Origin of the sequence: Gottfriedia sp. NPDC057948 (assembly GCF_042887255.1) — a bacterium.
In the GTDB taxonomy this organism is placed as follows: domain Bacteria; phylum Bacillota; class Bacilli; order Bacillales; family Bacillaceae_G; genus Gottfriedia.
Genome location: NZ_JBHVPN010000015.1, coordinates 27,216 through 51,639, shown reverse-complemented (window position 1 = coordinate 51,639; position 24,424 = coordinate 27,216). Strand labels below are relative to the sequence as shown.

22 protein-coding genes and 2 pseudogenes are annotated in these 24,424 nt (G+C 30.7%); 16 read left to right on the top strand and 8 right to left on the bottom strand.

Translation table 11 applies throughout. The annotated features are described in order from the left end of the window. Positions 1-109 precede the first annotated feature (109 nt). The 7 genes from ACFVRR_RS18650 to ACFVRR_RS18620 all read left to right on the top strand — a co-directional run bounded on the left by ACFVRR_RS18650 (position 110) and on the right by ACFVRR_RS18620 (position 7,260). Complete coding sequence (locus ACFVRR_RS18650) at positions 110-2,620, top strand: cyanophycinase (protein ID WP_387331594.1); 2,511 nt, start codon at positions 110-112, stop codon at positions 2,618-2,620. Positions 2,621-2,770: 150 nt separating this feature from the next. Further along, the gene (locus tag ACFVRR_RS18645) at positions 2,771-3,196 is read left to right on the top strand and encodes a TspO/MBR family protein (protein WP_387331734.1); all 426 of its coding nucleotides are present in this window, start codon (positions 2,771-2,773) and stop codon (positions 3,194-3,196) included. Positions 3,197-3,539: 343 nt separating this feature from the next. Further along, positions 3,540-4,754: a DUF418 domain-containing protein gene (locus ACFVRR_RS18640; protein ID WP_387331593.1), complete on the top strand. Its 1,215-nt coding sequence runs from the start codon at positions 3,540-3,542 to the stop codon at positions 4,752-4,754. 551 nt (positions 4,755-5,305) lie between these two features. Beyond that, entirely contained in the window at positions 5,306-5,746 is a 441-nt protein-coding gene (locus ACFVRR_RS18635) for a MarR family winged helix-turn-helix transcriptional regulator (protein ID WP_387331591.1), read from the top strand. Positions 5,747-5,783: 37 nt separating this feature from the next. Then, a complete protein-coding gene (locus tag ACFVRR_RS18630; protein ID WP_387331589.1) occupies positions 5,784-6,422 on the top strand; it encodes a nitroreductase family protein in 639 nt (212 codons plus the stop codon). 35 nt (positions 6,423-6,457) lie between these two features. Next, the gene (locus ACFVRR_RS18625) at positions 6,458-6,751 is read left to right on the top strand and encodes a putative quinol monooxygenase (protein WP_387331587.1); all 294 of its coding nucleotides are present in this window, start codon (positions 6,458-6,460) and stop codon (positions 6,749-6,751) included. Positions 6,752-7,086: 335 nt separating this feature from the next. Further along, a complete protein-coding gene (locus ACFVRR_RS18620; protein WP_025671792.1) occupies positions 7,087-7,260 on the top strand; it encodes a hypothetical protein in 174 nt (57 codons plus the stop codon). Between the two features lie 131 nt (positions 7,261-7,391). Here the strand turns inward: ACFVRR_RS18620 and ACFVRR_RS18615 are convergent, their stop codons facing one another. Further along, the gene (locus ACFVRR_RS18615) at positions 7,392-8,666 is read right to left on the bottom strand and encodes an MFS transporter (RefSeq protein WP_387331585.1); all 1,275 of its coding nucleotides are present in this window, start codon (positions 8,664-8,666) and stop codon (positions 7,392-7,394) included. A gap of 258 nt (positions 8,667-8,924) precedes the next feature. Here ACFVRR_RS18615 and ACFVRR_RS18610 point away from each other — a divergent pair, with 258 nt between their 5' ends. Next, positions 8,925-10,091: a sulfite reductase subunit alpha gene (locus tag ACFVRR_RS18610; RefSeq protein ID WP_387331583.1), complete on the top strand. Its 1,167-nt coding sequence runs from the start codon at positions 8,925-8,927 to the stop codon at positions 10,089-10,091. Between the two features lie 170 nt (positions 10,092-10,261). Here the strand turns inward: ACFVRR_RS18610 and ACFVRR_RS18605 are convergent, their stop codons facing one another. The 3 genes from ACFVRR_RS18605 to ACFVRR_RS18595 form a co-directional block, all read right to left on the bottom strand. Then, entirely contained in the window at positions 10,262-10,624 is a 363-nt protein-coding gene (locus ACFVRR_RS18605; protein WP_387331581.1) for a YciI family protein, read from the bottom strand. Positions 10,625-10,775: 151 nt separating this feature from the next. Further along, entirely contained in the window at positions 10,776-11,027 is a 252-nt protein-coding gene (locus tag ACFVRR_RS18600; protein ID WP_387331579.1) for a hypothetical protein, read from the bottom strand. 200 nt (positions 11,028-11,227) lie between these two features. Further along, positions 11,228-11,635 (bottom strand): DUF3888 domain-containing protein, encoded by a 408-nt coding sequence (locus tag ACFVRR_RS18595; RefSeq protein WP_387331577.1) that lies wholly within the window; start codon positions 11,633-11,635, stop codon positions 11,228-11,230. A 341-nt stretch (positions 11,636-11,976) separates the two neighbouring features. Here ACFVRR_RS18595 and ACFVRR_RS18590 point away from each other — a divergent pair, with 341 nt between their 5' ends. From ACFVRR_RS18590 to ACFVRR_RS18575, 4 genes and pseudogenes are all read left to right on the top strand, one after another. Next, entirely contained in the window at positions 11,977-12,642 is a 666-nt protein-coding gene (locus ACFVRR_RS18590) for a DUF2642 domain-containing protein (protein WP_387331575.1), read from the top strand. Positions 12,643-13,042: 400 nt separating this feature from the next. Continuing rightward, complete coding sequence (locus tag ACFVRR_RS18585; protein ID WP_387331573.1) at positions 13,043-14,398, top strand: arsenic transporter; 1,356 nt, start codon at positions 13,043-13,045, stop codon at positions 14,396-14,398. A 36-nt stretch (positions 14,399-14,434) separates the two neighbouring features. Then, positions 14,435-15,097: a DUF2642 domain-containing protein gene (locus tag ACFVRR_RS18580; protein WP_387331571.1), complete on the top strand. Its 663-nt coding sequence runs from the start codon at positions 14,435-14,437 to the stop codon at positions 15,095-15,097. Positions 15,098-15,230: 133 nt separating this feature from the next. Then, a pseudogene (locus ACFVRR_RS18575) lies at positions 15,231-15,371 on the top strand (SpoVR family protein); the annotation flags it as partial. Positions 15,372-15,846: 475 nt separating this feature from the next. On the opposite strand, the gene ACFVRR_RS18570 reads toward ACFVRR_RS18575, so the two are convergent. From ACFVRR_RS18570 to ACFVRR_RS18555, 4 genes are all read right to left on the bottom strand, one after another. Further along, on the bottom strand, positions 15,847-16,710 hold the full coding sequence (locus ACFVRR_RS18570; protein WP_387331569.1) for an N-acetylmuramoyl-L-alanine amidase family protein: 864 nt from the start codon (positions 16,708-16,710) through the stop codon (positions 15,847-15,849). Next, positions 16,707-17,732 carry a YARHG domain-containing protein gene (locus tag ACFVRR_RS18565; protein ID WP_387331567.1) on the bottom strand — a complete coding sequence of 342 codons (1,026 nt, stop codon included), beginning with the start codon at positions 17,730-17,732 and terminating at the stop codon, positions 16,707-16,709. Before ACFVRR_RS18565 ends, ACFVRR_RS18570 begins: the two co-directional genes overlap by 4 nt. Positions 17,733-18,200: 468 nt before the next feature. Beyond that, entirely contained in the window at positions 18,201-18,761 is a 561-nt protein-coding gene (locus ACFVRR_RS18560; RefSeq protein WP_387331565.1) for a VanZ family protein, read from the bottom strand. A gap of 1 nt (position 18,762) precedes the next feature. Next, entirely contained in the window at positions 18,763-19,170 is a 408-nt protein-coding gene (locus ACFVRR_RS18555) for a hypothetical protein (RefSeq protein ID WP_387331563.1), read from the bottom strand. A gap of 472 nt (positions 19,171-19,642) precedes the next feature. Here ACFVRR_RS18555 and ACFVRR_RS18550 point away from each other — a divergent pair. From ACFVRR_RS18550 to ACFVRR_RS18535, 4 genes and pseudogenes are all read left to right on the top strand, one after another. Further along, positions 19,643-20,178 (top strand): annotated as a pseudogene (locus ACFVRR_RS18550) (alkaline phosphatase); the annotation flags it as partial. Positions 20,179-20,411: 233 nt separating this feature from the next. Then, on the top strand, positions 20,412-21,284 hold the full coding sequence (locus tag ACFVRR_RS18545) for an alkaline phosphatase family protein (RefSeq protein ID WP_387331561.1): 873 nt from the start codon (positions 20,412-20,414) through the stop codon (positions 21,282-21,284). 279 nt (positions 21,285-21,563) lie between these two features. Beyond that, complete coding sequence (locus tag ACFVRR_RS18540; RefSeq protein ID WP_387331559.1) at positions 21,564-22,247, top strand: DUF975 family protein; 684 nt, start codon at positions 21,564-21,566, stop codon at positions 22,245-22,247. An 826-nt stretch (positions 22,248-23,073) separates the two neighbouring features. Further along, entirely contained in the window at positions 23,074-24,243 is a 1,170-nt protein-coding gene (locus ACFVRR_RS18535) for a M48 family metallopeptidase (protein WP_387331557.1), read from the top strand. The last annotated feature ends 181 nt before the right edge of the window (positions 24,244-24,424 follow it).

Below are 24,424 nucleotides of genomic sequence, written 5' to 3'. Positions count from 1 at the left end.
TTATATGGAATAAATAGTCTTGAAACTTTGTCTAATCAGTCTACTTATTTTTGGTATAAAACTTGCTTATATTCAGAAGTAAGCTAAAAATAAGTAAAGGGGTTAAGAAATGAGAAAAAAATTTATTGCATTTTTGGTTAGTTTTATTTTAATGTTTTCAGTTTCAGGGTTATCTTATGTAAGAGCTCAAAGTTCACAAGAAGATATTCAAGGAAACCTTGTCATTGTTGGCGGTGGGTTAGGTTCTTCGAATAAAGGAGTGTATGAAAAATTTATTGAATTAGCCGGATCTAAAAAGGCTAAAATTGGCATTATTCCAGCAGCTAGCGGTAAATTAAAATCTTCTTTAGATTTTAAACATGATTTAATAAATTATGGTGTAAGTCCAGAATCAGTAGAGATTTTACCTTTATCAAATCATGATTTTTCTGATACAGATGAAAATGAGTCTAATTGGAAAGATCATGCTAATAGTTCAGAACTTGCAAAGCAAATAAGAGGGCTGACTGCTATTTGGTTCGTAGGTGGAGACCAACAACGTATAGTTGATACATTACGATCAGAAGGTAAAGATTCAAAAGTCTTACAAGAAATTTGGGATATCTATCGAAATGGTGCAGTTATTGGTGGGACGAGCGCTGGAGCTGCAATAATGAGCAACACGATGATCACGGGTGGAGATAGCCTTGGTGCATTAAAGGGATATTATGAAAAAAATCAAAACCAAGGGGAAGGTAAAGAGTATGAACCTCTGTCAGTTGAAAAAGGACTAGGTTTCTTTCAAAATGGTTTAGTTGATCAACATATGGATGAAAGAGCTCGTTATGCTAGATTGGCAATTACAGCAATCCAGTATGAAAATAATGGGAATCTTGCTTATGGAATTGACGAAGACACTGCAATGGTTGTTAGCAACAAAGAAAAAACCTTAGAAGTAATAGGACGCAGTGGTGTATCTGTTATTGATGTAAATGAAGCAAAAAGAAATGGAAATTTAGAAAATATTAAAATTAACTACTTAGCTCAAGGTGACAAGATCCATTTTGATACTAATACGATTGATTTTTCTAAAAATAAATATGAAACAAAAGGATATGAGTATTACGCTTTTAAAGCATTACCAAATACAGGGTTACTAACACCTTATGGAAAGTTAAAAGATTATTTAGCTTACTCGCTTGTTGATAACGAATCGTCACAGGAAGTAAAATCATATTTATATGATAAAGAAGGCAGAGGGTATGAAATCGTTTTCCGAAAATCAAAGGATACAAATGGTTACTGGAATTATACTGATGGACAAAAAGATGATTATTCGATTCAAAATGTAACAATGGATATTCATCCTAGAAAATTAGTCTTTAGTGAACAAGATTCGGAAATTGACATTGACTATAAGAAGTCAGGTTTTAAAGTATCCAATCAGGCTAGCGAAGAACCGATAAAAGGGAATTTAGTCATTGTCGGTGGAGCGTTGGGAAGTAGTAATAGTGCAGTTTATAATAAATTGATTGAACTTGCAGGAGGACCTGAAAATGCAAAAGTAGGAATCATCCCTGCGGCTAGTACAAAACTGACTTCTTCGAATGATTTTACAAAAGATTTAATAAAATACGGAGTTAAAAAAGATTCTATTGAGATTTTACCAATTTCTAATCATGATTTTAAAGGTACTCCAGTAGACGAAAAGCAATGGATTAACAATATGAATGATGACCAGTTGGTTAAAAAGATTAGTAAATTAAATTGTATTTGGTTTGTTGGTGGGGACCAGACTTTAATTACTTCATCTTTATTAAATGAAAATGGTACAAATTCAAAAGTTTTAGATGCTATCTGGAAGATTTACGAAAATGGTGCTGTTATAGGTGGAACAAGTGCAGGAGCAGCTATTATGAGCAATACCATGATCGCTGGCGGTGACAGTTATGGGGCTTTAAGATATGGATTTACAAACTCTTATGATGATATGGAACAACAGGAAGGTGGACCAGTTTACCTAGAAAAAGGATTGAATTTCTTTCAAGATGGAATTGTGGATCAGCATTTTGATAAGAAAGCTAGATTAGGACGTTTAATAGTTTCAGCAAATGAAAAAGGAAAGAAAAATCAATTAGCATATGGGGTTGATGAAGACACGGCTATGGTTGTAAATAACAAAAAACATCAAGTTGATGTAGTTGGACGTGGAGGATTAACTGTTATTGATTTATCGAAAGTAAAAACAAGTAAAAATATGCCAAACAAGTATAAAAATGTTATAGTTTCAGTTATTTCACCTGGAGATCATGTTAATTTATTAACGAATGAGGTAAGCGTAAGTAACTTAAAGTCATCAACAAAAGGATTTGAATATTATGACTCAAAAGTAGCACCTTACACAGGAGTATTTTCTCCGCATGGATTGCTAAAAAATTTCTTAGCATATAATTTAGTTGATAATGCTCAAGCAAAAGAAGTACATAGCTATAGTTTTAATGATGGTAAAGGATTTGAACTATCATTTAGAAAAACAGCTGAAACGAATGGTTACTGGACTTACAAGGATGGTCAAAAAGATGATTATAGTGTGATAAATGTTTCCTTAGATATTAAACCGATAAATGTAGTCATACGATAGGACTTACTGAATATTGCATTGCCTAAAAAAGAGTATTTAATAAAGTACTCTTTTTTTCATACAAAGTATTAAATTAAACATATATATTGGTAGAGTACAAGTATAGGAGGTACGAATGTGAGCTCAATTCTTACGTTTATTTTCACATTAATGCTATTTTCATTGTCTGGGATCTTATTTCCAATAGATCTTAAATGGTATAGCAAGTTGAAAAAACCTGTATGGACTCCACCTAGTAAATTATTTGGAATCGTATGGGGAGTGCTCTATGTATTAATTGCGCTGTCACTCTCTATAGTACAGTACAAAGTTGGTCTAAAAAATACCTCAGTTACTTATTTGATTATTTGGATCATAAATTATATAAGTAACCAGGCATTTAGTTATTTTCAATTTAAATTAAAGAGACTTGATTTAGCAGCATTAGATTGTTTAATTGTAGCAGTTACAGCGGTTTTATTAATCATTTTAACGATACCCTATTCGATGTTAGCCGCTGTATTATTAATTCCATATGCTGTATGGACTATCTTTGCAACCTATCTATCCTTTAATCTGTATTATTTAAATAAATAATACGTTTTTTAAATTACATAGTAGAGAGATTTTGAAAATTTGTCCCAAAGATCTCCAATTTGTTCCTCAAAAAAGAAATAAATTTAGCGATAAAAAAACACCCCGAAACATGTTACTTTGCCTAACATTTTCGGGGCATTACTTTTTTTACACATACTCAATTAATTTGGTATTTCAGTATCTTGATAATTCACTGTTTCTTGATAGTACTTTACAGAAAACTAAATGAAGACCGCTCTTTTTATAGAAATTAAAATGTAAAGTGATATTTGAGTGCTCTTCTTTGCTAAATAGCTTGTAGATCTGTTTATTATTAGAATTTTATTAAAGAGGAGTATAGTAGATGGAAAAACGAATGGTTTCGTCTGAAAATAGGATTGACATATTAGATGCAATTCGTGGATTTGCTTTATATGGAATTTTTACTATAAACATCGCTTCATTTACAATTGGTGGTCCACCTGGATTTGTTAAAAGTAGCAATGAAATTGATAATTGGATGACCACAATTTTACTATTACTAGTTGAATCAAAATTTTTTACTCTTTTTTCTTTCTTATTTGGAGTGGGGTTTTCAATCCAACTAATAAATGCGAATAAAAAAAATAAATTATTCATCCCACAATTTACTCGTAGATTATTTGGATTATTTTTATTTGGATTAGCACATATTTATTTTTTATGGGATGGTGATATTTTATTACTTTATGCACTTGTAGGTGGGATCTTACTTTTATTTAGGAATTCTAGTGAAAAAAAACTTATTAAATGGGTCGGTGGGCTACTAATCATACCTATTTTTTTACTTACAGTAGTAATGATTGGAATAACAGTGTTGAGAAATATACCAGAATATGGAATACAAATACATCATATTGATGTTTCCTTTCTGAATGAATTTAGGAAAGGACAAATTGCGTCCAATAACCCTTTAACAACTAGTTCTTTTTTTCAAGCAGCTAAAGAAAGAATAGTAGGTTATATTGAAATTTTCCCTTTACTATTTTCAAGAATCCCCTCGGTATTATCTATGTTTTTATTAGGTTATTTTGTAGGGAAAAAAGGATACATTAATAATATAGAAAACAATAATCAACTTTTTTCCAAAATTGCAAAATGGGGTTTAATCATTGGTTTATCTTTAAATTCCATTATTATTTTTATGTTTGAAATGCTTCCTCCGTTATCTAGTGTAATTGTTTTGTTTTTCAACCAATACTTAACAGGTCCAATATTATCATTAAGTTTTGCATCATGTTTTATCCTATTATTTAAAAATAAGCGTTTTAATAAATTATTAAAAAACTTTGAGTATACAGGAAGATTAGCACTTTCAAATTATATTTTCCAATCTATAATATATTCTATTTTATTCTATGGTTACGGTTTAGGTTTATATGGGAAAATAAGTACTTGGCAAGCAATTGCTATTACGTTTGTCATTTATACGATTCAGATTTACTTAAGTAAACTTTGGCTAAAATATTTTAGAATTGGACTGTTAGAATGGTTATGGAGAGTAATAACGAAACTAGAAATTCAACCCATAAAAAGATAAATATTAATATTAAATTTAAAAACTCCCTTATTTGATGGATCAACTTGTTAAATAAGGGAGTTTTTGTCTTTTTTTGTAATTTGAAAGAAGATATTTTTAAAGTTTATATCTAAGTTATCATTCCTAATTTTTCGCTTAAAAAATGTAATCTAATTTACCTAAAAAATTAAGTCTTAGTACAGCTTATATTTTACTGCCCAAAATAGAAAAGAGGCTGATTAACCATATTTTTAATATATTGAACAAAATAGTCAGTAACCAGATGAAATCATCCATTGTTGGAAAATATATACATTAAATAGCGGTAAAGTCCTGTCCTTTTTTGACCAGAAACCGCTGCTAAAGGAAAGATGCGAAGTTTGTAATATCAAAAAAGGGGATAAAATTGAATCATCTGAAATTTATAACAATATTAAATTTAGATTTTATACTTGATTCATGAAGTACTACGGTGTATATTAATTGACATATCAATGGTTGACCCCTCAACTATTAATAGTCAAAATTAGTAACTGGTAATAAAATTTCATCATATTTTTTGGAGGTAGCGCGTGCCTAACACAAAAGAAACAAAAGTACTATCACTATTAAAAGAATTAAAAGTTCAAATTGAAACAACATTTGAAAAGTGTATGGGTATTAGTCAATCGCGATTAGAAATTTTGAATCAATTGTTTGAGTACGGTGAAGTTAGTCAATCCCAGCTTCAAAAAACATTAAAAATTGATAGTGCTGCTATTACTAGACATTTAAAACAACTTGAGTTAAATGGAAAGATCACTAGAAGAAAGTGTGAGACTGATAACAGAATAACCTTAGTTAGATTAACGCAAATGGGACAAGATCAAATGTCTAGTTTATGGAAGGAAAAGATTGAGTTTGTGAATAAGATGCTTATTGGCTTTTCCGAAGAAGAAATTGACTTAACGATTGAATATTTAAACCGTATACAAGTAAATATGAACCAAATTAATTCAGATCGCGATAACTAAATAATACTTAAAAATTAGTAAAGAGGAGAATACAACAATGACTACGACAACATTAACTAATAATTTTAATGAAATTTTAAAAGGAAGACGTTCAATCCGCAATTATGATCCAAATGTTAAAATCCCAGTGGAGGAAATGCATGAAATAATAGAAACAGCTACTTTGGCTCCTTCTTCAGTAAATATGCAACCGTGGAGATTCTTAGTAATTGAAAGTGATGAAGCAAAAGCTACATTAGCTCCATTAGCTAGATTCAATCAATCACAAGTTGAAACTTCTTCTGCGATGATTGCACTATTTGGGGACTTAAATAATTTTGATAATGCTGAAGAAATATATGGTCGTGCAGTTGAATTAGGTTATATGCCAGCAGACGTTAAAGAAAAGCAACTAGAAACACTTAGTGGTTTCTTTGCAAACAGTACTGCAGAGCAAATGAAAGATACTGTTTTAATTGATGGTGGATTGGTAGCAATGCAATTTATGCTAACTGCTCGTGCGTATGGTTATGACACTTGCCCAATTGGTGGCTTCGAAAAAGACAAAATTGCAGAAGCATTCGGTATGGATAAAGACCGATATGTTCCTGTCATGTTGATATCAATAGGTAAAGCTGTTGGTGCAGGATATCAATCTGTTCGTTTACCAGTTGAACGTGTAGCAGAGTGGAAATAAAAATAAAAAAAAACAGTGAAAAGAAGGTAAATATTATGATTATTATTCATGCGAAAATGACAATTGATTCAGCAAAAGAAACGAAATTTTTAGAGGAAATGACTTCGCTTTTAGAATTATCAAGAGCAGAAGAAGGTAATATTTCATACGATTTGACAAAACAAACGGATAGCGAAAATGAATACATCATGGTCGAAATTTGGCAAGATTTAAATGCTGTAAATGCACATAATACAAGCGCTCATTTTACAGCGTTTGCAAAAAAAGCTTCAGATTACCTTTCAGCGCCAATTCAAATAAATCTTTTTGAAGCAAATAAATTAAAGTAATTTATCAAAAATGGAATAGTGTTTAGAAAATATACCAGTCGAAAAAAACATTTTTGGAACGTATAAAAATTAATCTATAAGAGCCTGTAAAGAACTAGTTCATATAATAAATGAAACCTGTCTTAATCTTTGTGCTAAGATAGGTTTTTTTCTTCTCAAAAAATAACTTAGTAAGAGTAGAAAATTAGTGGGCTTGAATTTCATCATAAGTCATTACTTAGTAGGATTTGAATTCATGTTGCTTTTTGAATTCTTACATACATAGAATTATTATAGCGGATACTAAGATTATGGTGTATATTACATCATAAACTTCGATGTGGGGGTAAACTTATATGAATATTCGTGAAGGTTTAATTCCAACAGTTTTAGGTTCTGCTGTAACAGCTACTGGTTATGCATTAAAACAAAAACGAGGAACAAATAAAATGATCGCCAATACAGTTTTTGGTTTTGGTTTAGCCCATATTGTATTAGGTGCCATTGACTTAGTTGAACATCGAAGTTAGATTGAAAAAAAGGGAGTGTTAATTTTAAACACTCTCTTTTTTCAATCTTATATTTATCAGCATTTTTACTGGTCAAATTTTTTAGGTTAATAAAGATGAAAGCATTTTGTGACACCCTCATATCTTCTTTTTTAGTAATTAGTAGTTTTCGCTACTTCTGTATTATTAGGTTCAGATACACGAGTTAAAAAGAAAATACCAATAACAAATAGAATAATTAGACTAAATACACCCATATTAGAACGGCCTGTAATTTGAGCTGTCAAACCGACTATTAATGGTCCCATGATCGATGCAAATTTACCGAAAATATTATAGAAGCCAAAAAACTCATTTGATTTTTCTTTAGGTACAAGTTTTGCGTAATATGAACGGCTTAATGCTTGGATTCCGCCTTGAGATGTGGCAACAAGCATAGCCAAAATCCAAAAGTCTAAGGTGGAATTTAAAAAGTAAGCATATATACAAACAATCATATAAATAATGATTCCAACATAAAGCATAATTTTACCTGAAAATTTATCAGCAAGTTTACCGTAAATAATTGAAAATGGAGCAGCAACGACCTGTGTGACAAACAAAATAATTAATAGATTTGTTGAACTGATTCCAAGGTCAGTTCCATAAGCTGTTGACATTGTAATGATCGTTCCAACGCCATCAATATAAAAGAAATATGCCAGTAAAAATATAAATAAAGCACGATATTGTCGGATATTTTTAAAGGTTTTTCCTAGCCGTTTAAAGCTACTTAATATAGGATTTTGTACAGGTTCAATAAAATAATTTTGACGAACGTTTCGTAACAAAGGAATAGTAAAAATGCCCCACCAGACAGCAGTTATAAGAAAGGCAATTTGACTTGCAAGAGTTGTTGAAATTGAAATTATCTCCTTTTGAGATAATACGATAATTGCAATACTAATGATAAATGGAATTGTACTACCTATATATCCAAAACCAAAGCCTCGAGCGGATATCTTATTCATTCGTTCTTCTGACGTTACATCTACTAAAAAAGCGTCATAAAATACATTCGCACCAGCAAAGCCAATAGCTGTAATCGTGTAACAAATCAATAGTAAAAGCCAGTTATCATTAGGAATAAATGCAAGTAGTGCAGTAAAAGAAACACCGAGAGTAAAAAAGAAAGAAAATAGCTTCTTTTTAAATCCTTTATAGTCGGCAATTGTTCCAAGGATTGGACCTAACATAGCTAATATGAATGTAGAAATTGCGATTGTATAACCTAAATAAGCAGTAGAATCAGAGGCACTTATTCCGGCTTTGGTAGCAGAAGCTTTATAAAAAAGAGGGAATACGGCAGTGCTAATAATAATAGAATAAGCTGAATTGGCCCAATCGTAGAAAATCCAACTATTTTCTTGCTTCGTAAAACTCTTCATGAGTTTTTTCCTCCTAATGATTAGTAACTGCTATTTATAGATTAGATACTACTAATATTTTATTTATCCTCTACAGTTTTCAGTATATTATCTAAAAATTCCCTGTATAAGTAGTGGACAAGAGGAGAATCCTTAAGATTTTTGGACACCGGGCTAAAGAAAAACACGAAAAAGGTAAAAAAGTAGTAGATGTTAATACATTAATTACCACTTCTATGTTATCTTAGTTATATACACAATTCTTGGAGGTTACGAGTAATGAAATCTACTTTAAACGATACTACAAATGACAAACTACCATATTCAAGGACCAATCCATTTCAAGCGAAGGTTCTCAAAAATATTAATTTAAATGGAACAGACTCAAACAAGGAAACAAGGCATATTGAATTATCATTGAAAGGGTCAGAACTTACTTATGTACCAGGTGCTGCACTTGGCGTGATTCCTTCAAATGATCCAGAGTTAGTTGCTGCTCTTATAAATGAAATGAAATGGGATGAAGAAGCAAATGTAACAGTTGGTAAGCAAGGTGAAACACTATCTCTAAAAGAAGCGCTTACATCCTACTGTGAAATTACACTGTTGACGAAGAAGATCTTACAACAGGCAGCTGCATTTACCGAAAACGAAGAGCTGAAAAACCTTGTGTTGGTTGAAAATGCAACTCAATTAAAGGAATATTGCTATGGACGAGATTTACTTGATATGTTACGTGATTTTGGTCCATGGAGTGCATCTGCTCAAGAAATCGTTTCATTATTAAGAAAAATGACTCCAAGACTATATTCAATCGCAAGCAGTATTGCTGCAAATCCAGATGAAGTTCATCTAACAATCGGTGCTGTACGCTACACTGCACACGGACGCGAGCGTAAAGGTGTTTGTTCTGTTTTATGTTCAGAACGTATTAAAGAAGGAGATACTCTTCCAGTCTTTGTTCAAGTAAATAAACACTTCTATTTGCCAGAGTCTGGGGACAAAGATATTATTATGGTTGGACCTGGAACGGGTATTGCACCATTCCGTTCGTTTATTCAGGAAAGAGCAGTTAATAAAGTCTCTGGCCGTTCATGGTTATTTTTTGGAGACCAGCATGAAGCGTCAGATTACCTTTATAAAGGCGAGTTAGAAAAATATCAACAAGATGGAGTATTAACAAAAATTGATACTGCATTCTCCCGTGATTCAGATCAAAAAGTTTATGTGCAGCATAAAATGCTTGAAAATAGCAAAGAATTGTATGAGTGGATTGAAAAAGGAGCTTATTTCTATGTTTGTGGAGATAAGGAATATATGGCGAAAGACGTCAACGAAGCGCTAATTACTATTCTTGAAAAAGAAGGTGCGATGGAACGCGAAGCAGCTGAAGCACATCTTAAAGATATGCAGAAGCAAGGGCGTTATCAACGTGATGTGTATTAAGATTAAAAGGTAATAATTAGATAGGTATTTTGTAAAAAGAAGTAACCCTCCGTTCCAGTTGGTACAAAGGGTTACTTCTTTTATTGTTTTTAAGGTCAATTTTTTGCTCCGATGCCTAATATAGAATCACTTCTTTTAATCATTGTTAATCCAATGTTTAGCCTACTGTTCTATTCAAATACTTGGCGTAGCTCAATCTGTCCTTCTCCAAGACCATGTGGGTCTGGCGCGCGCATCGCCCACTCGATGGCTTCCTTTCGAGATTTCACATCTATGAACCAGTATCCTGCTATCAACTCATTGACTTCAGCGAAAGGCCCCTCTGTAATGGTCGGCGGTTCTCCGGGAACAGGGTAAGTAATACGAATACCATTGGAACTTGGATGGAGTCCACCGACTGACACCAGAACTCCAGCTTTCCTCAATTCTTCATTATATTTCTTCATCTCAGCAAACATCTGATCCATCTGCTCCTTTGGCATTGTCCCTGCTTCAGAATCCTTTGATGCCTTTACAACCATCATAAATTTCATTAGTAACTCCTCCTCTGGTTATGGCTTTCTAATGTTAAACCCTTATACATTGGTAACATTCATACTGCTAACAGCTATATTATTATATCTTGGTTCAAGCTTTTATTGAAGGAGGTATGATTCTATTTCAAATTCATATAACTATCAAAATTTATCGGTTATTTTTTTCTTTTAAATATCTCTCGTATGCTACCTTCACTTTATCCTTTTTCATAGCATTGGACTCTGATTGTGATGCTGATATATTATCTCTTATTTCTTTAAGTAAAAATAACCCCTTTAAGAGACAACCTAAAATGATACCAAAACAAATTCCTCCGCCTAAAACTGGATTTGCTAATGTAAACAAAGTTAAGAAAAAGCCGCCAATTGTACAGATAACAATTAAACCAAATAAATTCATGTATACACTCCTATAAAATGATTTCATTTTAACTAAAACATTTCGTTCTTCACCTCAAAATCACCTTTATTCTCTGAGACTAAACTGCAATTTTTCTGTAAAAAAAAAGCTGCATATAAGCAGCTCGTGTTGTTCAACTAAAGCATGCTTTAGTTGAACAAATCAACAAGGATTTTACCGCAACTTACCTTGTTGTTTGATTACTGTATAATCATAGGTTTTCTACATATCTTTGTGTAATCTTCATTCTCGGCTATTTTTCTTACTTTTACATCTTTAATAATCCATTCTGTTCGAGAGTTGTTTTCAACCTTTAAAGTAAACAGGTGGTATGGAGGCATTATTGCTCTTTCATATGTGACAAATTGATAGGTTATTTTATATCTGTATGCCTGTTCAGGCTTAGACTTAACCTCTACAAACTTACAAAAATGAGATAGGTACATCTCTCCAAAATAATCTTTAATTGCTTTTGATTCCAATGGGGATAAGAATGTATATATTATATCTTCAAGCATCTTATCATAACGTGAATTAACAGTTTCAGCTTGAACAGGAGATATAGTAATAAAAGTAATCAGACAGCTAATAAAAATGATTTTTCTCAAATTTAATACCTACTTTCTACTATTTGGTAGGTATTTTCTCCAAATGAAGAACTTGCATTCTTATTAAACTATCCTACAAATAATTGAATAAGAAAATCAACAATCCACATTAACTCAGCTAAAAAAATAAAATAAGATGGAGCGATGCCATCCAAAATAAAAATTAAATGTCTTATCACATTTTCAATCAACTATAGACATTTTTAAGATGCATATCTTAATTGATAATAGAATAAAAGTAAAACTGTAGAAATAAATAAATGTACGATTTAGGTAGATCAATATTTATTTTGTATAAGAAGTGAACGGTTTTATTTTAGATTATAAAGGGGGGAGAAAAGGTGAGTTATATCGATTCATTACTAAATCGACAAGTATTTGTACTTTTATCTGGAGACATAGCTTTTGAAGGTATTCTAACAGATGCAGGACAAGACATACTTGTATTATATAATGGTCAAAAATATTATTATATCCCTTGGATTCATGTTCATCGAGTACATTTATGCCAGCATATTAAAGATAAGATAGATATTCCTAACGAGCCTTCAATTGCAAATGAAATTGAATTAATTTCTTACAGAAAAGTATTAACAAATGCGAGAGGGATCTTCTCAGAAATATATGTTACAGGGAATTTGACGTTTCATGGCTATATTACAAGTGTTTTAAGTGACTATATCGTTTTTTATTCACCTGTATTTAAATTGATGTATATCTCTTTATCTCATCTGAAATGGCTCGCACCTTATCATCAAAATGTAACACCTTATTCAATTGATAATGTGAAATTTCCAATTAATCCATCGAATATCTCCCCTGTGCGCTCATTTGAATCTCAATTAAAAAAAGAAGAAGGTAAACTAGTTATTTTTGATGGTGGGAATGATCCAATGAAAATTGGTTTGTTAAATACGATTGAAAATAGTGTAATTGAATTATCAGTTGCAAGTGGAGAAGTAGTTTATTTAAGGCTTAATCATATTAAGTCTGTTCATTTGCCTTAAATGAATTTATGTTTTTAATGAAACACTTACCGATTGGAAAGCTCTTATTCTAGAGCTTCCCTTTTTTATTGGTTTCTTATAGTGGAAAATATTTTAAGATAATTAAACTGACTGATATTTTCTAGTTTATATAATTGGAAAAAAAATCCATCGGAGAAGTTTAATTCAAAAGTAATTTGAATACCCACTTAATGTGATATTTATTGTGATTTTTCGATCAGGATTAATGGGCAATTGTTACCATAGTTATTTATCTTTAAGGGGTATTTGCATTATATAGGTAAAACAACCATCTTCTATAAAATAATGAAATCATCTAAAACATCATTGTTATATTTGAATAATAATATATAAAATGGACAAGTTTCATTGGAAAATATTTTATAAGAAGGTGAGTTTTATGAATTTCGAAATTCTAATGAGTGCTTCAGTTTTTTTATTAACGATGGCGGTCATTTTTTGGAGACCAAAAGGTATAAATGAAGCATGGCCTGCTGCATTTGGTGCAGTAATCATTTTAGTGACTGGGATCGTAACAAAAAGTAATTTAATCGATATTGTACACAAAATAGGTGAGGCTTCTATTACAATTATCGCAACGATTGTCATGGCGATTATTTTGGAAAGTTTTGGATTTTTCCATTGGTCTGCTGCTAGACTTGCAAGTTTAGCAAATGGGTCAGGGCGCAGATTATACTGGTATATCCAGCTTTTATGCTTTTTAATGACATTACTCTTTAATAATGATGGCAGTATTTTAATTACAACTCCGATTTTAATTCTCCTATTAAAAAATTTACGTTTAAAACCACATCAACAAATTCCATATCTTCTTAGCGGGGCATTGATTGCCACAGCTTCAAGTGCACCGATTGGTGTAAGTAATATCGTAAACTTAATCGCATTAAAAATTGTTCATATGACACTTTATATGCACACAGCTATGATGTTTGTCCCTGCTAGTACTGGACTTCTATTTATGTCATGGCTAATGTACATGGTATTAAGAAACAAATTACCAAAACAATTGCCGGTGTCTACCGATGACATAGAAGAGTCATTTTTTATGAAAAATTTTCATCCTTTAAAAGGGAAAATGTCAGTAGAAACAAAACAAAAAAGAACAAAATTTATGTTAAAGATATTGGGATTCGTATTCCTAATGCGCTGCTTATTATTTGTCGCTTCATTTCTTGGAATACCGATTCAATATGTAGCAGTTCTAGGTTCACTCGTCCTATTAACTTGGAGATGGTATCACTTACGGACAAGCCCTGTTGATATCTTAAAAAAGACACCTTGGCATATTTTAGTCTTTGCTTTTTCGATGTATGTGATAATTTATGGTCTCCATAATGCTGGTTTAACGGCAGCTTTAGTAAAATTCTGTGAGCCAATCGTAAATCAAGGCTTATTTCAAGCAAGCTTTATCATGGGGGGACTAGTTTCAATCCTATCAAATCTGTTTAATAATCATCCAGCTTTAATGGTTGGAACCATTACACTAACGGAAATGGGGCTTGATCCAATTACACTAAAGACAATATATCTAGCTAATATTATCGGTAGTGACATTGGATCGTTATTACTTCCAGTAGGTACTTTAGCATCCCTAATTTGGATGCACATATTAAAACAAAATAAGATTAAGGTGAAATGGAAGGATTATTTAAATGTATCATTAATTGTCATTCCATTAACAACAATCGTAACGCTGTTTCTACTATATTATTGGGTACAATTAGTTTTCGCCTAATAAACAATTACAATCTACTAGAAAGAGGAGATGCAAGTGAGTGATGTACAATCATTAGTTGGAGAAAAAATTTATGTGCAATTATCAGGTGGTAATTATTTTGAAGGAATACTAACAGATTATGGTAGAGACGTCCTTGTAATTTACAATGGACAAAAATACTATTATATTCCATGGCTTCACGTTCACAGGGTTAGTCTAAGTAGCAACTATAAAGACAAAATAGATCAACCTACTGGACCTTCCATAGCAGAAGATATTGGAACAATCTCTTATCGTAAAATATTATTAAATGCAAAAGGAATCTTTGCAGAGATTTATGTTACAGGTAATATCACATTTCATGGAAATATTATAAACGTATTAAGTGACTATATCGTGTTTTATTCACCAGTCTTTAAAATGTTGTATATCCCTTTATCACATTTAAAATGGTTAACACCATACAATCATAATGCCAACCCCTATAACTCTGAAATCAATCTATTACCTGAAAATGCAAATAAGTCATTTTCACGCCTGTTTGATACACAATTAAAGAAAGAAGAAGGAAAATTTGTCGTATTTGATGGGGGAATTGACCCAATGAAAATTGGAGTACTCAAGAGTGTAGAGGATGGTGTTATTGAATTAAAAGTAGCAAGTGGGGAAGTCACTTTATTGAGGTTGAATCATATTAAATCTTATCACTTACCGTAGCTAATTATGTTTTTAATTGATTTTTTGTGCTCAAGTTCATCCTAGGTATCTGAGGAATCTATGTCAGTATATTTAATAAATCTACCCTTGACGTTTTATGCGTAAGGGTTTTTCTATTATAGGTCATCATTCTATGAATGAAGGCTGGGCAAGTTATTGGCATATAAGAATTATGCGTGAACTAAATCTTTAATCAAATGAAGCAATCGAATACGCGAAATTAAACGCAGGAGTACTTCAACCCTCTAAAACAAGTATTAATTCATACTACTTATGACTAAGAATGTTTGAGGATATTGAAGAGCGATATAATAATCCAACATATGAAATGAAATGTGTGAGTTAGAATCCGATAGTAACTTCATAAGAAACTATTTTAATTGAGAGATAGTGGATATTATTCCAATGACAAGGCAAGGAGTATAAGGTTACTGATCTAATCCTTATCTTCTAATATCTTCATTAACGGTTTATTTATAATTTACTTAATTATTTTCAGAATTTTTCTGCACTATCAAAATATAAATTTAAAGTATCTTAAAATCATCTAATAAATGATAATAGCCCGTTATGTACGATTGTAGCAGATTCTTGTTTCAAGATTATAAATTCGTATTTAACCCTATAAAGATCTAACGATATAATGTAAAGAAATGGACCTATCAATAAAAAAACGTGTAAGGAATCCAAGGATATCCATACACGTTTAGAAAAAAAGACAAGTTCGGTTTAATAGATTTTAAAATATTTTATTTACCCACCTGTACATTTGACCCATCATCATTAACATCGGAACTATATTGATCTATTCCATCTGCTATCTTCATCATCAAATTTGTTAAATATTGTGGATCCGATAGTTTTCGATCTTCTTCGGGATTTGTCATAAAACCAAGTTCAATTAAAGTAACAGGAATCTTTGACCAATTAAATCCTGAAATATCGTCACGAAAAGATATTCCTTTTACATCTGTAGATTGCTCTTTTTTTACTTCTTCAACAATATTCTGTGAGATTAGTAAACTATCCTTATAAAGTTTAGGAATATATGGATTATCTTTAGACGGAGTTAAGACAGAAAATCCTTTTGTTGAATGATCATTCGACCCGTCGGCATGGATTCTTATAAATAAATCTGCATGGTTTTTATACGCTATTTCTGCTCTTTCTTTATTACTTAAATTTACATTATTTGTTGTACGAGTGAATATGACATTGTAACCTCTTTTTTTAAGGATTTCTCCTAATTTAAGTGATGCTTCTAAACTTAAAATATACTCGGGCTTCTTCGTCACTACTCCAGTTGTACCACCAGCTACCTTTATCTTCATTTCACTAGAGCCTGGTCCTAATGGTTCAAGCACTGTATTTGCCTTACTTTGGTGACCTGGATCTATACAGATTACAAGTGGTTTTGTGGATTTCTTCTTTTCATATGTTTTAATGTCTTTATAAGGTTTTTCTTTAACGTTTTCTATTTTAGGCTGCTGACTTAGTGAAGTTTTATTCGGTTTAATATCAGAATGATCTTTTGGATAAAATAAAAAACTTAAAATACAGATTGTAAAGATCATAAAAAAAATAATGCTCTTTTTATTAACTACCAACTTCAATTAAGGAACTCCTCCCTAGCTTTGATAAGGTTTACATTATAAGTTTCAATCTCACTTAAAGTACCATTATAATTCACATTTGGACTATACCATGATTGAGCAAAAAAATAGTCACGCATTTTATCCGTTTTAAAAATGTATCCATGACGTGCATAAATTTCGTTTCTAGCAAAGCTCAACTCATCTTTCGTCAAATAAACTATATCATCTTGAGTTAGTTTTCTTATATTACTCATTGGCAAGATAAACTCATTTGCAGTAGACATGTCACCATATACCATTGTATGGATTACGATAGCTAAATCATCTTTTGAATTTCCTTCCAATACAGGTATTGAAACACCGCAAGAGCCTGAATAATACGCTAAATCATCGTTAGATAACGTTTTTGGATACTGTACAACACATTGATCACCTACATAAATATACCATGATGTATTTTTAGACATTGCTACTTCATCTGCAATATTTGCTACTTTAATAGCCCAATCTCTTATTGGAGAAATATTTCCACTATCATATAAATTAAATATTGATTGAAGGTTTTGTGGAGAAATATTATTAGCTGTTAAATTAATGACACCATCAATTTGTGTTATGTCCCAACTACCAACAGAAAGACTTCTACTACCAGCGTAAATTTTTAATTGTTCTAATTGAGCTTTATAAGAAGGGATCGTTTGAGTATTAGGTGGATTATTTGCAGAGTCACTAACTTCCTCTTGCTCATTATCATTATTTTCTACCTGATTCGATACATGTTGAGAGTGTTTATATTTATTTGTAAGTTTTGGATAAATTAAATAAATTGCGACAGCCAATATAATTAATACGGCAATTGAAATTAATATACCTTTCATTCTATTATACTTATTTTTATAATTACTTTCCTGCAAATTTCGATTTTCCGAACGAGTTTCAATCTGATTAGTCACTTCTGGAATACTAGTTTTTTCACCACAATTTGTACAAAATATTGTCCCTTTCTCTAAGTTTCCACCGCATTTAGTACAGTAAGCCAAATTGTCTCACTCCCTTAGCTAAAATTATTCTAATGTTGACTTTAAGAAAAAATGCATTTTTTTTGTAAGAAAGATTGGAATCGAGTGGAGGGGTTGCAATGTAGGAAATTCTGTTGGAAAGAAGTTGCATGTTAATTGATAAAATTTAAAAAAAGATGATTAATCCACAAGAAAAGCATTGGATTAAAAAAACGACTAAGAGGATTCTCTTTAGTCGCTTAGAATTTATTTGCTTAATTGCAATAAACATTTTGTTAAATAAATGAAATTTACACAATAATAAATATATGATTGATCTCAATTTCAAAGCACAAAAAAATGTACTTCCAATAATGCATACAAAAAATTTATAAAAATATTCTAAAAAGTGGTGAATTCCCCCAATTATAAAATTCAACTAATTAAATATAATGATTAGAGTGCCTTTCTATTTATAAAATATAAATGAGGTAGGTGGAGAAGTCTTTTTTAAACAGAGGTTTTTTCTTTTAAATGCCAACACAAGTATACTCTAGAAATAATCCAGCCTATTAATATCCCAATTACATTTAAGATTACATCATCGATATCCATTACTTTATTAGGATATCCTGTTACATAATTGATACCGAGCTGAATAGTTTCAATTGATAGAGACAGCAAAAGACCCATTAAAAAAATTTTATAAAAAAGTACAATTTTCCTTTTTAGTACTACATAGAGAACTGGTATTGGTAGCAACAAAAGAATATTACCAATTACTTGTATCCATAGATCATGTTCAATCGACTTAAGAATTGTATTAAAAGGTGAAAATTGATAATATAGCTTACTAGTTATGTCAGGATTTTTATTATAGAAATACGTAATTGGAAAGAAAACAACTTTTACTAAAGATAAGTAGTAAAAAAACCATAATGTAAAATGAACGAATTTTTGTTTTGTAATTGATTTACTAATCCATTTTATCTTAATGAAATATGCTATTAATCCTAGCAAAAATACAAATAAAAATTCAATAGGATCTAATGATATTGAATAGCCGAACATATTAGTATTTCCAAGATATAGATGTTTTTCCTTCCATTTGAAGGCCTGTGTAGTTACGGTAATAAATATAATATTTACCCTTTGTCTTATTTGTAAAAGTTTTGTTTCCACCAGTTACTGATGGTACATTTGTTACATCTATTATCGGATCTAAGCCAAAAGCATCCATTTTAAATTGTAGTTCTATATTAGCTTGTTTTGTTTTCTTAGTATCTACCCAAATACCCTTGGTAGGATTAACTGCAACAATAAAGGTAGGATTACTACCAACATCAAGTCTTTTACTTTCGACTCCACCTGTCATGCTATATGTAGTAGAGTATTTACCATTTGCTGTAAAAGCTGTTCCACATATTAATAATAATGAAGATAATATACAAATAGCTAAACCTTTTTTAATTCTAATCATTGTATTTCCTCCTTAAATTTAGTAATGGGAAAGTCCCATAACTATTAAATCGGAGGAATTTAAAAGTAAATAAAGTAATCTATGTGAACAAAAATTAAACTTTAATTTAATATATTGGTGGGGTAGTTAATTTCGCCAAAAAAGGAAATATTTACGATTATGCCGAAATAATATAAAACACTACCTGAAAGGCGGGTCTAACATGCTAAATTTTGTTTTTCCTGGTTTAGTCCTAATTATATTAGTTGCTGTTTTTGCATTATTTAATAGGATCGTTAAGAAATCTAAAAGATCATAGTTTGAGAGAGAAAAGAATCTACAATTTGATTCTTTTTTTATTTGGCTCTGTTAAATAATATTTATTCAAATTCATATATTAAACAATGAGCAAAATTAAAAATCGAAAGAACCAATAACAAAGATTACAAAATATTCATACAAATTTATACCATATTTACAGTATCTATACAGTTTTGCAAATGAAGAAATGTTCGAACAAAGAGAAGAGGGAAAAGGTGATCTTTATGAACCAGCATTATCTCTTCCTGACATGACTAAAAAAGCGATCGATACTTTATCAGATAATAAAAAAGGTTTCTTCTTAATGGTAGAAGAAGAGGGCGCAGAAGAAATGTCTCATGAGAACAATGCTGAAAAAATAATCAAGGCTGGTCAAGAACTAGATAAATCAGTATCTGTACTAAGGAATATGCCAAGAACCACCCTGACACTCTTGTTCTTGTAGTAGCAGACCATGAATGTGGCGGCTTATCAATTGAAGATGTGGACAGCAAAAATGAGTCAGGCGATGGAATTTTTAAAGAAGACGGACCATTTAATGTGGCAAACAGTAGCAATCAATTCATGATTGACTGGACATCAAGTGGACACGGTGGCGTATCTGTTCCATTAACAGCAATTGGTGCTGGAGCAGAGCTATTATCAGGAACATATGAAAACACTTATATCTATGAGGCTATTAAACAAGCAATGGGTTTAAAAGAATAATTTTGTTGAAAAACATTCCATTTATCTAATGTGATGTTTTTTTATTGTGCGCTCGACAAACTTAACAACAAAAAGAAGATCATCATTATTTATTAAATGAAAGAAATAAATCAAAGAAGGGTAATTACATATACAAAGAGAATTAATGTTTTAAGGAAAAAACTGAAGGGAAATTATGCTAAAGATACTTTAAATAATTGAAACAATAAAATAATTAAGAAAAAGGTAGTGTTATGTTGAGAAAATGGGTTATAGTACTTTTTTTAATCTGTTTTGTATTAATTGCTTGTATACAGATACAAAAACAGAATACGTTTAAATTATTTAATTTCAATTCACTAACAGAATCGGGAATTCCAAAAATTGATCACATTGTAATAGTAATTGAAGAGAATCATGCGAAACAGCAGATTATGGGGAATCATTCTGCACCTTATATTAATTCACTAATGAACCAAGGGGCCAACTTAATTAACTATCATGCAATTGAACATCCTAGCCAACCAAATTATTTGGACCTATTCTCTGGATCAAATCAAGGTGTCAAAGACGATGCTTTACCAAAAACAAAATTCTCAACAGATAATTTAGCAAGTGAGCTTATTGAAAAAAAATTAACATTTGCCGGTTATTCAGAAGATTTGCCTTCAATTGGTTTTAATGGAGAATACTACAAAAATTATGCACGTAGGCACAATCCTTGGGCTAATTTTACAAATGTCCCTAAAAAAGCAAATCAGCCATTAGAAAATTTCCCAACAAATTTTAGTAAACTTCCAACTGTTTCGTTTATAATCCCTAATCTCCAAAATGACATGCACGATGGAACAATTAAACAAGGAGATCAGTGGTTAAAAAAACAAATTGGTGCTTATGTCAAATGGGCAAAAACGAATAATAGTTTGTTAATTGTAACATGGGATGAAGATGACCTTTCACATAATAACAAAATTCCCACCTTTTTTGTCGGACCCATGGTAAAAAAAGGACAATTTAACGAAAATTTAAACCATTTTGATCTTTTACATACAATAGAGGATATTTACGGATTAAAACATGCAGGGACAAATAAATCTGTTAAAACTATTAAAAATATATGGAAATAATTGGTGGTTTATTAATAGATGAAGTTGACAACAAAGATGAGTCTAGCGATGTGATTTCAAAGACGGTCTATTTAATATGTAAAAAAGTAGCTCTCAATTCAGGATTGACTGGACAACAAGTGGTGATTTTAAGAAACATTCCTTTTTAATTATGGAATGTTTTTTTGCGCTAAAAATTAAGTGGATAAATTAATTGTAAAAAAGTTGACAAAATTTTTATAAAGGGATTTGTAGAATTATGTAGAATTTTATATTCATAATTAGAGAGAAGGTGTTTTCATGTACTTAGAAGAAATACGCTCAAGAGCAAGGGATACATTGAGAGGGAATTGGAAAAAATTTATTGGATATACGATCATAGTGCATCTATTAACTACACTAGTTGAGAATAGACTTTCGGTTTACTTCCCAAATCCCATTAAAAATGAATTGACGAAATACATATCCTATGTAATTAGTTGGGATGACTACCTATCGTTTATTTATAGTCTATTTATTTCGGCAATAATTACGATTGGGAGTACACGATTATTTACATTTGCGACAAAGAAAGATGGTCAAACTTATTCCTTACAAACAATATTTTATTATTTTACTAACTTGAATCGATATCTAAATGCATTTTTACTAAATTTCTTAACTTATTTATATTCTACGCTTTGGACATTGCTTTTGATTGTTCCTGGCATTATAAAATCATATTCATATAGAATGGCCCCATACATATTTATTGACGAACCAAATTTGTCTCCTAATGATGCTATTTCAAAGAGTAGAAGAATAATGGATGGATATAAGTGGAAATTATTTTGTTTAGACATTTCTTTTCTTGGTTGGATTATTTTATGCATTTTAACGGTAGGGATTGGGTTTTTATGGTTGGTTCCTTATATGAATGCAAGTGAGGCACATTTTTATCATGAATTAAAAAATAAAGAACTTGACTCTAATATTGAGAATTAGGTTAAAAGTTTTAAACTAAAAAACGGCTGACCTATTTGAAACAATAGAGGACAGCCGTTTTTTTACTTAATAACAAACTGTTGAAGGACTGATTTTAATAAAATTCAAAGTCAAAAAACATATTTGTAATTAATAGAATAATCCTGGAGTAGATACAAAATAAGGGCACAAAAGGAAAGTGTAAATTTAAGACGAATATCTATCATTAGAGGTGTTGGGAGAATGCCGTTATTAAAGAGATATGGGAAATGGCTTTTCAAATTTGACAATAGGAGGTATGACCTCACTGAATTCATATTGGAGATATTTTTTTTACCTTTACTTTTTATTGGAACAAAATTTCTTCTTAAGAATTTTTCTTTTATTATTGCTTTATTAGTTGTGTTTTTAGCTATAAATCTTTATTCTCTCTCAGATAGTTTATTGAGAAAAACTTTAAAAGAATTTAATATCAATATACCAAATGGATTAGTATTATTCCGACTACTTTGATCATCGCTTATATAATTTTTATAGATTTTTATAGATAAATAGAAATGCTCTAAAACAAAGTTGAGGTGGGACCTAATAACTTAGTAGGAGGAATAATCATTAAAAAAAGCGCTGAAATATACCCTTATAAAATTAGTATTAAATACATATTAGTAACTGTAATAGTACTTCATCTTGTAATTTTTTTATTTCATTCTTTGAAACCTGAAGACTTTATTATTTCTATCGTATTATTTTGGGCAATCATTCAGCATAACAAAGAAGTAGATAAGCTAAATAAATCTAGTATTTAAAGGTAGATAGCATATTTGAACTCTTCAAAAAAGGAAGTGATATGTTGAGGATGGAGTGTGAACCAAATGTATCAAAAAAGAAAATCTTTGCATCTCTTTTATTTGTTCCAGGTTTTTATTTGATGGTTTTATTTACAACTGGATTAATCGTATTTGTTGGAAGTGGCTTAATCTTTATCATTCATTATTTTGTAGGTAAATTTTTAGGTGAATTAGGATTTGCATATTTTGGATTAATTTTACTCGATGCTTTACCTTTTTTTGGAATGATATTTGGAGTGGTAAGTTGTTTTATTGCAGTTATTTCTATGTTTTTTAAAAATAAACAATTTGAGCCGGCTATATTAATTAATCCTCATGATCATCCAAAACTTCGTGATTTAATTTCTGAACTTTCTGGAAAAATGGATTCACAAATGCCAGACGCAATCATTTTGCATGTGAAATCAAAATTTTTTGTCTCTGAAGGCAAAATTAATGTCTTTAATGGAATTGCAAAAGGTAGAATACTAGCAATTAGTTATCCTTTACTTCATGTATTAACGGTAAATGAACTACGTGCGATTATTGCCCATGAACTTTCTCATTTTACGGGTAGAGATTTAGTTTTTAAACGACTCGTTTCGCCAGTCTATAAAGGTGCAAATAATTATTTAGACTATATTACATCCCTCTTTAATCACAATGGTCGTCGTCGTCCAATATTTATATCGATTCCAATGATATTACCAAAAGTGCTTATGGAGTATTATCTTAGAATTTTTCACAAATATAATATGAAAATTTCTCAAGAAATGGAGTACAGAGCCGATTATATTGCATCTAAAATGTGTGGAAATGAAATTTTTAAAGAGGCATTATCTAAGTTAATAAGTCATGGTAATGTTTTTAATCGATTAATTGATGAACAAATGACCGAGAAAATTGTTCATGGTTTTCAATTTGAAAATTACTTTAGCTATTATCGTGAGCATATTGAAACTTACAATATGCAAATAGAAGAGTCATTAGGTAAAGCTTTAAGTGATCATGTAGAAGAATACGCTTCACATCCTACATTGAACAATAGGATAGTAAATTTACCGAGTGTTGATACAATATATAGTAACAATGAAAAAGCATTAGAGTTAATAAATTCGTTTGATTATTTAGAAGTAAGTATGACAAAGCACTATAATTATTATTTAAATGACAATGCTATTCATTTCTGATGGTTCATAGCTCTACTAAAATTAGATTTTAAAATGTAATTGAAAAACTCGTAAAAACTAGGAGCTAAAAATAGCTCCTTTTTTCTTTTATGGTAAAATAATAAGGAAGGATAAATATTTTTTTTAATTGAATATTTATATAAATAACAAATATGAGAAGGCCTCTTTAACAATTTCAATC